Origin of the sequence: Streptomyces sp. NRRL F-5126 (assembly GCF_000721265.1) — a bacterium.
GTDB lineage: Bacteria > Actinomycetota > Actinomycetes > Streptomycetales > Streptomycetaceae > Streptomyces.
This window is the reverse complement of the sequence record NZ_JOFZ01000007.1, coordinates 71,783-85,362: the sequence shown is the minus strand read 5'-3', so window position 1 is coordinate 85,362 and position 13,580 is coordinate 71,783. Positions and strand designations below refer to the sequence as shown.

Annotated in this window: 12 protein-coding genes; 3 read left to right on the top strand and 9 right to left on the bottom strand. The window is 71.3% G+C overall.

Going from position 1 to position 13,580, the window contains the following annotated elements; translation table 11 throughout:
- Nucleotides 1–30: 30 nt before the first annotated feature.
- The 5 genes from IH48_RS0116615 to IH48_RS0116595 form a co-directional block, all read right to left on the bottom strand.
- Nucleotides 31–1,857 carry an MFS transporter gene (locus IH48_RS0116615; protein WP_051839924.1) on the bottom strand — a complete coding sequence of 609 codons (1,827 nt, stop codon included), beginning with the start codon at nucleotides 1,855–1,857 and terminating at the stop codon, nucleotides 31–33.
- Nucleotides 1,858–2,330: 473 nt separating this feature from the next.
- Nucleotides 2,331–3,056: a hypothetical protein gene (locus tag IH48_RS33400; protein WP_158710313.1), complete on the bottom strand. Its 726-nt coding sequence runs from the start codon at nucleotides 3,054–3,056 to the stop codon at nucleotides 2,331–2,333.
- Nucleotides 3,057–3,285: 229 nt separating this feature from the next.
- Entirely contained in the window at nucleotides 3,286–4,032 is a 747-nt protein-coding gene (locus IH48_RS0116605; protein WP_030904375.1) for a succinate dehydrogenase/fumarate reductase iron-sulfur subunit, read from the bottom strand.
- A complete protein-coding gene (locus IH48_RS0116600) occupies nucleotides 4,029–5,978 on the bottom strand; it encodes a fumarate reductase/succinate dehydrogenase flavoprotein subunit (protein ID WP_030904373.1) in 1,950 nt (649 codons plus the stop codon). Before IH48_RS0116600 ends, IH48_RS0116605 begins: the two co-directional genes overlap by 4 nt.
- Nucleotide 5,979: 1 nt before the next feature.
- Nucleotides 5,980–6,684 carry a succinate dehydrogenase cytochrome b subunit gene (locus IH48_RS0116595; RefSeq protein WP_051839920.1) on the bottom strand — a complete coding sequence of 235 codons (705 nt, stop codon included), beginning with the start codon at nucleotides 6,682–6,684 and terminating at the stop codon, nucleotides 5,980–5,982.
- 82 nt (nucleotides 6,685–6,766) lie between these two features.
- Between IH48_RS0116595 and IH48_RS0116590 the strand changes: the two genes are divergently transcribed.
- The gene (locus IH48_RS0116590) at nucleotides 6,767–7,669 is read left to right on the top strand and encodes a LysR family transcriptional regulator (protein WP_030904360.1); all 903 of its coding nucleotides are present in this window, start codon (nucleotides 6,767–6,769) and stop codon (nucleotides 7,667–7,669) included.
- A 461-nt stretch (nucleotides 7,670–8,130) separates the two neighbouring features.
- Here IH48_RS0116590 and IH48_RS0116585 read toward each other — a convergent pair whose 3' ends face one another.
- The 3 genes from IH48_RS0116585 to IH48_RS35830 form a co-directional block, all read right to left on the bottom strand.
- Nucleotides 8,131–10,317, bottom strand: coding sequence for a putative bifunctional diguanylate cyclase/phosphodiesterase (locus tag IH48_RS0116585; RefSeq protein WP_030904358.1), 2,187 nt, complete (start codon nucleotides 10,315–10,317; stop codon nucleotides 8,131–8,133).
- Nucleotides 10,314–10,436: a hypothetical protein gene (locus IH48_RS37055; RefSeq protein ID WP_267885317.1), complete on the bottom strand. Its 123-nt coding sequence runs from the start codon at nucleotides 10,434–10,436 to the stop codon at nucleotides 10,314–10,316. Before IH48_RS37055 ends, IH48_RS0116585 begins: the two co-directional genes overlap by 4 nt.
- 513 nt (nucleotides 10,437–10,949) lie before the next feature.
- Complete coding sequence (locus IH48_RS35830) at nucleotides 10,950–11,231, bottom strand: hypothetical protein (RefSeq protein ID WP_199809956.1); 282 nt, start codon at nucleotides 11,229–11,231, stop codon at nucleotides 10,950–10,952.
- A 212-nt stretch (nucleotides 11,232–11,443) separates the two neighbouring features.
- Here IH48_RS35830 and IH48_RS0116560 point away from each other — a divergent pair, with 212 nt between their 5' ends.
- Together IH48_RS0116560 and IH48_RS0116555 are read left to right on the top strand one after the other, a co-directional pair.
- A complete protein-coding gene (locus tag IH48_RS0116560) occupies nucleotides 11,444–12,220 on the top strand; it encodes a DUF4239 domain-containing protein (protein ID WP_030904354.1) in 777 nt (258 codons plus the stop codon).
- Nucleotides 12,221–12,389: 169 nt separating this feature from the next.
- Complete coding sequence (locus tag IH48_RS0116555) at nucleotides 12,390–12,902, top strand: hypothetical protein (protein WP_030904352.1); 513 nt, start codon at nucleotides 12,390–12,392, stop codon at nucleotides 12,900–12,902.
- Between the two features lie 55 nt (nucleotides 12,903–12,957).
- On the opposite strand, the gene IH48_RS0116550 is transcribed toward IH48_RS0116555, so the two are convergent.
- Nucleotides 12,958–13,440 (bottom strand): hypothetical protein, encoded by a 483-nt coding sequence (locus IH48_RS0116550; RefSeq protein WP_030904350.1) that lies wholly within the window; start codon nucleotides 13,438–13,440, stop codon nucleotides 12,958–12,960.
- Nucleotides 13,441–13,580: the final 140 nt, after the last annotated feature.

The following is a 13,580-nucleotide window of genomic DNA, read 5'->3' as shown; positions in this document are numbered from 1 at the left end:
GCATGCCGGGTGCCGTGAACGGCCCGAGGATCAATCGACCGGATTCTTGCGGGCGCCCGCCGCCTCGCCGCTGACGCTCTCGCCCTCCGGGACGACGAGTTCGGTCATGGCGAGCCCGGCCTCGCCCGAGACGGCGGCCAGCTCCTCACCGAGCGGCTCGGGCGGGACGACGCCGTGTGCGCGGCCGAGCCTGCCCGTCAGCAGGGAGGAGACCACCGCGACGGCGCAGGCGGCGATCGCGAACCAGAACGCGACGACGAGGCCCGAGTGGAAGGGGCCGGAGATCAGGTCGGGGAAGAACTGCTTGCTGGTGATGGACGCGCCGTGATCGGGCAGGTTCTTCAGCTGGTCGCCGAGCAACTGCTGGAACGGGTTGTAGCCGAGGAAAGCGGCGAACAGCACCGCGATGGGCGGCAGCTGCGAGACACCGGAGGCCACGTTCTCCGGCACGCCCTGGTGGACGAGGCCCGAGTGCATGGCGCTCGGCAGCGTGTGCGAGAGGCCGGCGATCATCAGGCTGAAGAAGATGCCGATGGACAGCACGGAGGCGGAGTTCTGGAACGTCGCGCCCATGCCCGCGCCGACGCCGCGCGCGTCGGCGGGCAGCGAGTTCATGATCTCGGCCCTGTTGGGGGACGCGAAGAGGCCGGAGCCGAGGCCGTTGACGAACAGCAGCACGGCGAAGAGCCAGTAGTTGAAGTTCGTCGGCAGCACCATCAGCGCGACGAAACCGCCCCCGGTGACGACGGCACCGCCGACGGTGAACATGCGGGCCCCGAACCGGTCGGAGAGCCAGCCGGACAGCGGCGCGGACAGCAGGAAGCCCACGGTCAGCGGGATCATGTAGATGCCGGCCCACAGTGGTGTCTTCTCGAAGCTGTAACCGTGCAGCGGCAGCCAGATCCCCTGGAGCCACATGATCAGCATGAACTGCAGGCCACCGCGTCCGAGGGCCATCATCAGGCTGCCGATGTTGCCCGCGGTGAAGGCGCGCAGCCGAAAGAGCGAGAGCCGGAACAGCGGCTGCTCGACGGTGCGCTCGATCCACACAAAGATGCCCAAGACAACTACACCGCCGATGAGAGCGGCCAGCACCATCGGGTTGCCCCAGCCCATCGTGGAGGAACCGTAGGGCTGGATGCCGTAGGTGATGCCCACCAGCACGGCGATCAGGCCGATGCCGAAGGTGATGTTGCCCCACCAGTCCATCTTGGCGTGCACCCGCACGCCGGTGTCGTGCAGCTTGAGGTATGCCCACACGGTGCCGAAGATGCCGAACGGCACGGACACCAGGAAGATCAGCTTCCAGTTGACCGGCGCGAGCACACCGCCGAGGATCAGGCCGATGAAGGATCCCGCGATGGCGGCGATCGAGTTGATGCCGAGCGCCGTGCCGCGCTGGCGCGTGGGGAAGGCGTCGGTGAGGATCGCCGTCGAGTTGGCGAACAGCAGCGCGCCGCCGATGCCCTGCGCGATGCGCCAGCCGATCAGCCACAGGGCGCCCGCGCTGCCGTTGAAGTACGTGAGCGAGAGCGCGATCGAACATATGGTGAAGGCCGCGAAGCCCATGTTGTACATGCGGACGCGGCCGAACATGTCACCCAGCCTGCCGAACGTCACCACCAGGACGGCCGTTACCACCATGAAACCCATCAGCATCCACAGCAGGTAGCTGGTGTTCCCGGGGTCGAGCGGGTTCAGGTCGATTCCGCGGAAGATGTCGGGGAGCGCGATCAGCACGATCGACTGGTTGATCATCACCATCAGCACGCCGAGCGTGGTGTTCGACAGCGCGATCCACTTGTAGCGCTCGCCGGGGCCGGTCCGCGACGGCTGTGCTGCGGTTGTTCGGCTCATACCCACAATGTCCTGACTCCTTCGCGTGCGCGAACGCGTGCCACCCGCGGCGCGCGCGAACGCGGAACGTTGGTTGATGCAAGTAATCTATCTCCTCCATATGACTTCCATATGTCGTGTAGATAGCTCGAACGGATGCCCGGCCGTCACGGCCGTCACGCGCATCCCGCCCATCCGGGACGCACTGGTCGAAACGGCAGGTCAGCGCAGCAGCTCGCCATGACGCAGATCACGTCCATGCGGTGAGACAGGCAGAGGGCACGGAAGCGTGCCGGGGCGCGCGTCCCCCGCCGTCCGTCGCCGGCCGCGGGCGGCGATGCCCGGATGCGCCCCCGAACGGGCCTTCAGAAGCCCGCATGTCAATGCTGTGTTGACATCGTGGCGGCCGTGCGACATGCCGCGGGGCCCCCGGACGCCGGTCGCGTCCGGGGGCCCCGGCACAGGCGTGGGCCCCGAGGGGCCCACGGGCGGCGTCAGTACTGGCTGCCGCTGCTGCCGCTCGTCGGCGACGCGGTCGAGGTGGGGCTGCCGGTGCTGCTCGGGCTCGCGCTGTTCGTCGGCATCGCCGTGACGCGCTGGCCCTGGGCGTCCAGCACGTACCACTTCGCGCCGAAGGCCGTCGACCCCTGGCCGAGCGCGTCGCCCGCCTTCTTGTCCTCGGCGAAGTAGTAGAGCGGGTGCTTGTCGTAGGTGGCCTGGAGCGTGCCGTCGCTGCGCTTGACCGTGCCGAGCAGCGACTCCTTGACCATGCCGGACGACGACGGGCTCGGCGAGGCCGGCTTCGACGCCGAAGCCGACGCGGTGGGCGACATCGTCTCGGACATGGTCGGCGAGGCGGACATGGTCCCGGCCTTCGGCGTGGCCGTCACGATGGCCGGCGGCCACGCCTTGGCGCACGAGCCCGTGCACATCGACTTGTCCGTCGTGTCCTTGGCGAACATGTAGAGCGTGTGGCCCTTGCCGTCCACGAGGATCTCGCCGAGTCCCGGCACCTTGCTCGTCATGATGGTCGCCGCGGCGTCCTTCATGCCGGCGGACATGGACGACGACGGGGAGGCGCTGTCGGCCGCGGCCTTGACGTGCTCGGCCGTGTCCCCCTTGTGGTGCGAGGACGAGCCGCTGCTCGAACAGGCGGTCGCCGTCGACGCGAAGAGAGCGGCCGCCACCATGGCGGCAGCTCTCACAGCGGTTTTCTTCATCCGGACTCCTTCGGAAGCCGCCATGAAGGCGGGCACGGCTCACCCGAGTGGGGCCGTCTGACCTCCAGTGGAAGTCATGATCGCGCGAGGAGCGAAGCGGACAGGGCCGTCCGGTGCACCGAACCGCCCGTTAGGGGGTACCGGGCGGCGTCCGACCGGCGGCGCGGCCGGCCGGCGCGCCGCTCACGCGCGACTGCTCCGAACGGGTGGCGCGCCGCGGCGGTCCCGCTCAGCGGCCGGCCTTGCGGGTGGCCCTCAGCCACTCCCTGTTCATCGAGGTGATGGACGTCAGGGGGATGCCCTTGGGGCAGGCCGTCGCACACTCGCCTGCCAGGGTGCAGCCGCCGAACCCCTCCTCGTCCATCCGCGCCACCATGTCGAGCACGCGGGTCTCGCGCTCCGGGGCCCCCTGCGGCAGCACGTTCAGGTGGTTGACCTTCGCCGACGTGAACAGCATGGCCGCGCCGTTGGGGCACGCCGCGACGCAGGCGCCGCAGCCGATGCACTCGGCGTGCTCGAAGGCGGAGTCCGCGGCCGGCTTGGGCACCGCCGTCGCGTGCGCCTCGGGCGCCGCGCCGGTCGGCGCGGTGACGTAGCCGCCCGAGCCGATGATCCGGTCGAACGCCGAGCGGTCCACGACGAGGTCCTTGACGACGGGGAACGCCCCGGCGCGCCACGGCTCGACGTCGATGGTGTCGCCGTCGTCGAAGTGCCGCATGTGCAGTTGGCAGGTGGTGGTGCGCTCGGGGCCGTGCGCGTCGCCGTTGATGACGACGCCGCAGGCACCGCAGATGCCCTCGCGGCAGTCGTGGTCGAAGGCGACGGGGGTGTCGCCCGCCAGGATGAGCTTCTCGTTGAGCGCGTCGAGCATCTCGAGGAAGGACATGTCCTCGGTGATGCCGTCGATCTCGTAGGTTGCCATGGCGCCGTCGGCGCCGGCGTTCGCCTGCCGCCAGATGCGCAGGGTGAGCCTCATGCGTAGCTCCGCTGGGTGGGGTGGACGTATTCGAAGGCGAGGTCTTCCCTGTGCAGGACGGGTGCCGTGCCGGTGCCGGTGAACTCCCAGGCCGCGGCGTAGCTGAACTCCTCGTCCTTGCGTGCGGCCTCGCCCGTGCCGGTCTGGGACTCCTCGCGGAAGTGGCATCCGCACGACTCCGTGCGGTGCAGCGCGTCGAGGCAGAGCAGTTCTGCGAGTTCCAGGTAGTCGACGACGCGGTTGGCCTTCTCCAGGGCCTGGTTGAGCTCGTCGCCGGTGCCGGGGACCTTGATCCGGCGCCAGAACTCCTCGCGGATCTGGGGGATGCGGTCGAGGGCTTTGCGCAGCCCCTCGTCGGTGCGCGCCATGCCGCACAGCTCCCACAGCAGTTCGCCGATCTCCTTGTGGAAGGAGTCGGGGGTGCGGTCGCCGTCGACGGACAGCAGCAGCCGGAGCCGGTCCTCGGTCTCGGCGACGGCCTCGGCGACCGCGGGGTGGTCGTCGTCCAGCGGCGCGAGGCCCGGGTTGCGCGCCAGGTAGTCGCCGAGCGAGGGCGGCAGGACGAAGTAGCCGTCGGCCAGACCCTGCATCAGCGCGGACGCGCCGAGCCGGTTGGCGCCGTGGTCGGAGAAGTTGGCCTCGCCGATGGCGAACAGGCCGGGCACGGTGGTCTGGAGGTCGTAGTCGACCCACAGCCCGCCCATCGTGTAGTGGATCGCCGGGTAGATGCGCATCGGGACCTCGTAGGGGTTCTCCGCGGTGATGCGCTCGTACATCTCGAAGAGGTTGCCGTACTTCTCCTCCACGGCGCCCCGGCCCATCCGCCGGATGGCGTCGGCGAAGTCCAGGTAGACGCCCTGGCCGCCCGGGCCGACGCCGCGGCCCTCGTCGCAGGCGTTCTTCGCGGCGCGGGAGGCGATGTCGCGCGGGACGAGGTTGCCGTAGGACGGGTAGATGCGCTCCAGGTAGTAGTCGCGCTCGTCCTCGGGGATCTCGTTCGGCGGCCGGTCGTCGCCACGCTGCTTGGGGACCCAGATGCGGCCGTCGTTGCGCAGCGACTCGCTCATCAGCGTCAGCTTCGACTGGTGGTCGCCGGAGCGCGGGATGCAGGTGGGGTGGATCTGCGTGTAGCAGGGGTTCGCGAAGTACGCGCCGCGGCGGTGCGCGCGCCAGGCGGCGGTCGCGTTGCTGTTCTTCGCGTTGGTCGACAGGTAGAAGACGTTGCCGTAGCCGCCGGAGGCGAGCACGACGGCGTCCGCGAAGTAGGTGGAGATCTCGCCGGTGATCAGGTCGCGGGCGACGATGCCGCGGGCCCGGCCGTCGGCGACGATCAGGTCGAGCATCTCGGTGCGCGGGTGCATCTCGACGTTGCCCGCCGCGATCTGGCGGGAGAGCGCCTGGTAGGCGCCGAGCAGGAGTTGCTGCCCCGTCTGGCCGCGCGCGTAGAAGGTGCGGGAGACCTGGACACCGCCGAAGGAGCGGGTGTCGAGCAGGCCGCCGTACTCGCGGGCGAACGGCACGCCCTGCGCGACGCACTGGTCGATGATCTCGACGGACACCTCGGCGAGGCGGTGCACGTTGGACTCGCGGGAGCGGAAGTCGCCGCCCTTGACGGTGTCGTAGAACAGGCGGTAAATCGAGTCGCCGTCGTTGCGGTAGTTCTTCGCCGCGTTGATGCCGCCCTGCGCGGCGATGGAGTGGGCGCGGCGCGGCGAGTCCTGGTAGCAGAACTGCACCACGTGGTAGCCCTGTTCGGCGAGCGTGGCGCCGGCGGCGCCGCCGGCGAGGCCGGTTCCGACGACGATGACGGTGCGCCCCCTGCGGTTAGCGGGGTTGACGAGCTTGGCCTCGAAACGACGCCGGCTCCAGCGCTCCTCGACGGGCCCGGCGGGGGCCTTGGTGTCCACCACGGGCTCGCCCGCGGTGTATCGGGTGTATTCGTTCATGTCAGCTCACCAGTCCGGTCATGACGGCGACGGGTACGGCGACGAATCCCAGCGTCAGCACGAGCGCCAGCAGGTTCGCGAGGGTCTTGAAGGTGCGGTCGCGGGCCTTGCTGCCCGCGCCGAGGGTCTGTGCCGCGCTCCAGAAGCCGTGCTGGATGTGGAGGCCGAGCGCGAGCATCGCGACGATGTAGACGACGTCGTTCCACCACTCGTGGAAAGCCGCGACGACGTTGGCGTACGGGTGGCCGGGCACGAACCCCGGCTGCACGGTGCCGGTGGTGAGGTCCAGGATGTGCCAGACGATGAACAGGCCGAGGATCACACCGCCCCAGCGCATGGTGCGGGTCGCGTAGCTGGTGCGCGCCTTCCTGTGCACGTACTTGGTGGGGCGTGCGGCGCGGTCGCGGCGGCTGAGCTGGTAGGCGGTGACGGCGTGCGCGACGACCGCCGCGGCCAGCACGACGCGGATGATCCACAGCGCCCACGCGTAGTGGAGGAGCGGCTCGCCCATGACGCGCAGCCAGTGCGCGTAGCCGTCGAACGTGCCGGGGCCGAAGAAGATCTTCAGGTTCCCGTACATGTGGGCCACGAGGTAGGCCAGCATGAGCAGGCCGCTGACGGCCATCACCGTCTTCTTGCCGACCGTGGAGTCCCAGACCGTTCTGGGCAGGGAAGGCCGCTTGTCCGTGCGCGTAGCCAGAGCCATGGGGTGAACGTAAGGCCGCGACCCACCAGAGGTCCAAGACATGGTCTGGCTCATGTCCATAGACTGCGCCTATCATGAGCGGGTGCAGTTCCATCAGCTCCACTACTTCGTCGCCGTCGCCGAGACGCGCCACTTCACGCGCGCCGCGGAGCACGTCCACGTGTCGCAGCCCTCGCTGTCCCAGCAGATCCGTGCGCTCGAACACGAGCTGGGGGCCACGTTGTTCAGCAGGGCTCGCGGCAACGTGGCGCTGACCGAGGCGGGTGAGGCGCTGCTGCCGCTGGCCCGGCGCATCCTGGCGGACGCGGACACCGCGCGCCAGGAGGTGCAGGAGCTGGTGCAGCTGCGGCGCGGCCGGATCAGGCTGGGCGCCACGCCGAGCCTGTGCACCGGCCTGCTGCCCGACGTGCTGCGCGCCTTCCACGACCTGCATCCGGGCATCGAGCTGCGCATCGAGGAGAGCGGCTCGCACGACCTGGTGCGCGAGCTGGCGCGCGGCGGGCTTGACCTGGCGCTGGTGGTCCTGCCGCTGCCGACGCCCTCGCCCGCGCTGACCACGGTCGAGCTGCTCCAGGAGGACCTGGTCGTGGTGTCGTCTGCCGCGGGCCCCGCGCCCCGGCGGCCGGTGCGCATCGCGGACCTGCAGGGTGAGCCGCTCGTGATGTTCCGCCACGGCTACGACCTGCGCGAGCTGACGGTCGCCGCGTGCCACGCCGAGGGGTTCGAGCCGTCGTTCATCGTGGAGGGCGGCGAGATGGACGCGGTGCTCGGCTTCGTGCGGGCGGGTCTCGGCGTCGCCGTCGTGCCGAGCATGGTCGCGGAGCGGGCGGGCCGCGACCTGCGCGTCACGGCGCTGGCGCCGCCGGGGCTGCGCAGGACGATCGCGCTGGCGCACCGCAGCGACGTGGCACCTCCGCGCGCGGCGCGCGAGCTCCAGCGACTGCTGCTCGCCTCCCGCCCGTCGCCGGCCGGCGACGGGCACTGAGCCGGGCATACGGGCTCCGCGGCCCGGCCCGGACCGGCACCGACCGCCTTCTTGCTCCCTCGCCGCCACGGCGGCAACGCGCCACCCGCGCCCGGGGCGCATCCCGGACCGTGTGGGGCCGACCCTCGCGGTCGCGCGAGGCATACGGGCTCCGCGCCCCGGACCGGCACAGACCGCCGTCGCGATCCCACCGGCTGTCGCGCCGGAGATACGGGCTCCGCGGCGCGGCCGGACCGGCACAGACCGCCGTCGCGATCCCGCGCCACCCGCGCCGTGCCCGTCTCCCGGACCGTGTGGGGCCGCCCCCGCGCGACCCTCCCCGGCACCCGCGGTCGCGCGGGAGGATACGGGCTCCGCGCCGCGGCCCGGATCGGTACCGCCGCGCCACCCGCGCCCGGGGCCGCATCCCGGACCACGGGGTCCGGCTGTCCGAGCGGGCCGCCGGACCCGGCTGAGAGCGCTTACACGGCGTCCGTCAGCGACAGCTCGCGCAGGCGCTCCGGCGGGCCCGGGCGGGCGTAGTACCAGCCCTGCGCGGTGTCGCAGCCGAGCCGGCGCAGATGGTCGGCCTGGGCGCCGGTCTCCACGCCTTCCACGGTGACCGTCAGGTCCAGGCTGTGCGCGAGGGAGACGATCCCCTCGACGATCTTCAGGTCCACCGGGTCCGCGGGGTGCTGCTGCATGCCCTGGGTGAAGGAACGATCCAGCTTCAGCACGCCGACGGGCAGCCTGCGCAGGTTGGCGAGGTTGGAGTAGCCGGTGCCGAAGTCGTCGAGTGCGATGTGCACGCCCATCTCGGCGAGCTGACGCAGCGGTTTGAGCAGGTCCTCGTCCGCGCCGATCAGCGCCGACTCGGTCACTTCGAGGCACAGGGCGCCCGGCGGCAGGCCGACCCGGTCCAGCACGTCGACGGTGTCGGACACGAGTGCCGGGTGGTGCAGCTGGGCGGGCGACAGGTTCACGTTGACGCGCAGCGGACGGTCGCGCTCGCCCGGCGGGCGGTCGTCGAGCCACTGCTTCGCCTGGCGCGCGGACTGTTCGAGGACCCAGCGCCCGAGCGGCACGATCAGCCCCGTGCGCTCCGCCAGCGCGATGAACCGGTCGGGTCCGAGTATCCCGTGCTGCGGGTGGTTCCAGCGCACGAGGGCCTCGGCGCCGTGCACCGAGGCGTCGCCGAGGTGGACGAGTGGCTGGTACTCGACGAAGAACTCGTCCCGTTCGAGCGCGGCGGGCAGCGCCGTCGTCAGGCCGTGCCGGGTGATGGCGCGCTCGTCCGACTCGGGGTCGGCCGTCTCGTAGCGGTTGCCGCCCGCGGCCTTCGCCCGGTACATGGTGATGTCGGCGCTGCGCAGCACCTCGGCCGCGGTGTGTTCGGCGGCGACGCCCTCCACGATGCCGATGCTGCCCCGCACGGTGAACTCCCGGCCGTCGAGACGGACGGGGGACCCGAGCGCGTTCAGCATGCGGGTGGCCAGTTCCAGGGCTTCCTCCCCGGTGTCCTGCCCCGTGGTCAGGGCGGCACCCGTGGTCAGTGCGACGAACTCGTCGCCGCCGAGCCGTGCCACCATCTCGCCGGGCCCGGTGGCGCAGCTCTGCAGCCGGTCGGCCACCTCGACGAGCAGCCGGTCGCCCGACGAGTGGCCGAGGCTGTCGTTGATGGCCTTGAAGCCGTCCAGGTCCAGATAGCACAGGCCGAAACGGGCGCCGTCACCCGCCGCGAGCGTCTTGTCCAGGCGCTCGAAGAAGAGAGTCCTGTTGGGCAGCCCGGTGAGCGCGTCGTGCGTCGCCTCGTAGCGCAGTCGCAGGTTGAGCAGGCGGCGCTCCGTGGTGTCCTCGATCAGCACCAGCTGGTACTGCGGCGCGCCCCCGGCGTCCCGCAGCAGGGAGACGGTGAGGTTCGTCCACAGGACGGTGCCGTCGCCCCGGTAGAAGGGCTTCTCGATGCTGAAGTGCTCGCGCTCGCCGCGCACCAGCTCTCCGTGCATCCGCCAGACCTGCGGCTTGTCCTCCGGGTGCACCCACTCGGTCACGCTGCGGCTGCGCACGTGGTGTTCGAGGCCGCCGAACATCGTGGTGAGCCGGTCGTTGACCTCCAGGATGTTGCCTTCGAGGTCGGCGATGCCGATGCCGATGGCCGCGCCCTCGAAGACCGCGAGGAACCGCGCCTCGGTGGCGCGCAGCGCCTCCTCCGCGTCGGAGCGCGCCGTGAGCGCGGACCGTGCGATGGCCTCCTGCTCCGAGAGCGTCCGCTCGCGCAGGGCCTGCGCGAAGCCGCCCGCGAGTGCGTGCTGGAGCCGGGCGCACCTGGCCCTGTTCTCCTCGCCCCCGAGGTCGCCACCGCCGCAGTAGAGGACGAGGTACGAGTCGATGACGCCGAGGGTGCGGGCCAGTGCCTCGGGGTCGGTGCAGTGGGCGGCCACGAGTGCGGCGCCGGTCCTGTGGGCCGGGGCGGTGTCGAACGGGCGGGCGTGCAGCGCCTCCCGCATCTGCCTGGCCAGCGGCAGCAGGTGTTCTTCGAGCTCCGGGCGCGTCAGCGACGTGGCGGACGCCGGGAAGACCGCGCGGCTCCAGATCGTGGCGAACCGCCGGAGCCTGTCCTCGAGCGCTTCCTCGTCGTGGGTGCCCGGCGCGGGCGGGGGGACGCTCACGCGGTGCGCCCCGCGCCGGCCTCGAAGTTGTCCGAACCGCCCAGGTCGTTGCCGTACATGCGGGAAACGCCCGGCATCGGTATGTCGATGCCCTGCGGGGCCCACGCGGGACGTTCCATCCAGGTCTCCAACGAGTGTCCGCCACGGGTCATGGCCTCTCGCCCGGCCCGGTGTTCGAGCCGAGGCTACTGATCGGATGCCAGGAGAGCGAGCCCGAACGGCAATCCGCGCCCCGTTCTTGGTCACACACCACCGGCATGTGCCTTCCCCTCGCGCCTCCCGTGACTCTCGGCCGTCCGGAAGTGACCGTATGCGCGCAACCGCGCGCCACCGGCACAGCCGGGCCCCGCTGTTCGGCACTCCGCTTCGTGCTCCGCTAACTCAGGGAGCATACAAGCGCGTTGCCGTGTGTGCCGGATCGGGTGACGAATGAAATCGCTCGTTCTTCGAATCGAGGCCGGCGAGTTCCCCCTATTCGGGGGATTCCTCTGACTTTCGGAGTGGCGGCCCTGCGCGCGGACCAGGCTCTCCGCCGTGTACGGATCCCACGCAGGACGGCTGTTGGCCGCCTGCGCCCTCGTGTGCTTGTCCGCCGCGGCACTGCCCACGCCCGCCGCGGCGGACAGCTGCGCCTACGCCTCGACGGGGCCCGACGGGGTGTGGGCGGTCGCGGTGGCCGGCGGCCACCACTGCCGCCCCTGCCCGCCGCCCGAACCGACGCCCACGCCGACCCCCACGCCCACGCCGACCCCGACGCCGTCCCGCACGCCCGAGCCACCGCCCACTCCCCCGCCGCCGAAGGCGACGCCGAAGCCACCCGTGCGGCATGCCCCGCCGCCGATGCCCGCCGTCCGCAGGCCGCCGCCCCCACCGGTGACGCACGCTCCACCGCCGCCCCCGGCGCCACCGCCCAAACCGAAACCCAAACCGAAGCCGAAGCCGAAGCCGAGCCGTGCGAGCCCCAGGCCCGCCCCGTCGGCCGTGGCGCTGCCGGATTACCACAAGACCGTGCGCAAGGAGCCCGCGCGCCACACCTCGCCGGTGCTGCTGATGCTCCTGATCACCGCGCCGGCGGTTCTCGCCGTCGCCGTGCTGCGCCCCCGATCCCGCTGAACCCGGAGACTCCATGACGGAATGGCTCGTTCTGAGCATCGCGATGGCCGCCGCCTGCGCGGTCGTCCTCTCCATCGTCGTCGTCAACCACCGCTGGGTGAGGCGGCGGGTGGGCGACGACGACGACCCCACCCAGACGCCCGACGTCCTCGACTACATGGTGATGATGATCGGCGTGATCTACGCGATCGTGCTGGGGCTCGCGATCGCGGGAGTCTGGGAGGCGCGCAGCGCCGCCCAGGACACGGTGCGCCAGGAGGCGCAGACCCTGCACGAGATCAGCGAGCGGGTGCAGGTCTACCCGCCGGCGGTCCGGGCGAAGATCAGGGGCGACGTGGACGCGTACGTCGGTTACGTGGTGCACAAGGAATGGCCGCACATGGCGGAGCACGAGGCGCTCAGCCCACGCGGCACCCGGCTGTTCGACAAGCTGCGCACGGACGCGGCCTCGTACGCGCCGCGCACCGACCTGGAGGGGCAGGTCTACCAGCCGCTGATGGACGACATCGCGGCGGCCGACGACGCCAGGGGCGCGCGCGGCCAGAACGCGGGCGCCACCATGCCGGGCGTCGTCTGGTTCGGCCTGATCGCCGGGGCGGTGGTCACGGTGGGGCTGATCTTCCTGCTCCAGATCAGACGCACTTTCAGGGAGCTGCTCCTCGCGGGGCTCTTCAGCGTTCTGATCGCGTTCCTGCTGTTCCTGATCTGGGACTTCGACGCACCCTACGGCCGGGGCATCTCGGCGACATCGGGTCCGTTCCTCGACCTGTTCCCGGGCATCGGATCCTGACGTCCACGACACGCGTGTCCGCCGCCCGGGGGACACGCGTGCCCCATTCGTCCGTCAGCGATCGCGGCCGTGGTACGGCGCTCCTAGCGTCGTGTACGTCGAGGTGCATCTCCCATGACCAGCGGAAACCGGTTCCGCGGCTGCCCCTCGGGACTCGGAGGACCGCCCCATGCGCACGATACGTGCCGCATCCGCCGCCCTGCTGACGGTGGCCGCCATCTCCCTGACCGCCCCGGTCGCCTCAGCGGCGACCGAAGGCGGCAACATCACGCCCTTCGGCTTCTCCGTGACCCCCTCGACGATCGCGGCCGGCGGCCGGGTCACGCTGTCCGTCAGCGACTGCGACCACACCGCCTACGCCTCTTCCGCGGTCTTCGACAGGACCAGGATTCCGAGGGGCGGCACCGCCCACGCCACGGTCGACCGGGACGCCAGGCGCGGTGCGACGTACCGGGTGACCTTCACCTGTGACGGCAGGTCGGGCACCACGAGCCTGACCATCGCGGGTGCCGGGCCGGCACCGACGCCGACCCCGATCGTGCCCTCCGGGGTGCGTGGCGGCCTCGGCGGCTCCATCGGCTCCGGCACGCCGGAGATCGCGGCGGGTGCCGCGCTCGTCCTGATCGCCGCGAGCGGGACCGTGTACGCGGCCCGCAGGCGCACCGCGAGCCGCGGGCACTGACCCGCGACAGCCCCGGCTCCGCTGCCACGACAAGGCGGCGGAGCCGGGGCTGTGATCAGAATTCCCCGAGAGCGCGGCGGCGGCGGAGGACGAAGATCGACCCGCCGATCGCCGCACTGGCCACCAGCCCGGCGCCGACGGTCATCTCGGTCGAGCTCGGGCCGACGGAACCGCCGAGGCCGCCGAGCGCGCCGCGCCCGGAGACCACGGTGAACTCCTTCGTGGCCAGCCTCTGGTTGTCGCTGCACTTGACGGCCAGGTTGTACTTGCCGGGCGTGGCCCTGTCGTAGACCCGCGCCGTGGCACTCGAATGCCCCGACGAGTTCACCGAGAGCCGGGTGGACCGGAAGGCGTTGGACGTCACCGTGCCGCCGTGGCCGCAGCCGTCCACGGTGACCCGGAGCGTGCCGCCCTGGTGCACCCGGTACGGGGTGACCTGGACATTGACCGGACCGCTGTTGGCACTGGCCAGCGGTGCGGAGAACGCCATCGCGGCACAGGCGCCCGCGGTCACCGCGAGAACGCGTGAAACACGCATCGTTGAACCTCCACGGAAGGCGCTCCGAAGCGGCGCTCCGGCATGATCGACGAGGACGCCCTCCATGACGAACCCTCACCTCAGGGTTGAAAGGGTGCATTTCGGCCTCGGCGCACCGAAGCGCCCGACACGCCGTCAGG

What these genes read in the sequence shown, in the direction of transcription:
- IH48_RS0116615 (WP_051839924.1), bottom strand. Translation starts at nt 1,857, where the DNA reads ATGAGCCGAACAACCGCAGCACAGCCGTCGCGGACCGGCCCCGGCGAG.
- IH48_RS33400 (WP_158710313.1), bottom strand. Translation starts at nt 3,056, where the DNA reads ATGAAGAAAACCGCTGTGAGAGCTGCCGCCATGGTGGCGGCCGCTCTC.
- IH48_RS0116605 (WP_030904375.1), bottom strand. Translation starts at nt 4,032, where the DNA reads ATGAGGCTCACCCTGCGCATCTGGCGGCAGGCGAACGCCGGCGCCGAC.
- IH48_RS0116600 (WP_030904373.1), bottom strand. Translation starts at nt 5,978, where the DNA reads ATGAACGAATACACCCGATACACCGCGGGCGAGCCCGTGGTGGACACC.
- IH48_RS0116595 (WP_051839920.1), bottom strand. Translation starts at nt 6,684, where the DNA reads ATGGCTCTGGCTACGCGCACGGACAAGCGGCCTTCCCTGCCCAGAACG.
- IH48_RS37055 (WP_267885317.1), bottom strand. Translation starts at nt 10,436, where the DNA reads ATGGAACGTCCCGCGTGGGCCCCGCAGGGCATCGACATACCGATGCCG.
- IH48_RS0116560 (WP_030904354.1), top strand. Translation starts at nt 11,444, where the DNA reads ATGACGGAATGGCTCGTTCTGAGCATCGCGATGGCCGCCGCCTGCGCG.
- IH48_RS0116555 (WP_030904352.1), top strand. Translation starts at nt 12,390, where the DNA reads ATGCGCACGATACGTGCCGCATCCGCCGCCCTGCTGACGGTGGCCGCC.
- IH48_RS0116550 (WP_030904350.1), bottom strand. Translation starts at nt 13,440, where the DNA reads ATGCGTGTTTCACGCGTTCTCGCGGTGACCGCGGGCGCCTGTGCCGCG.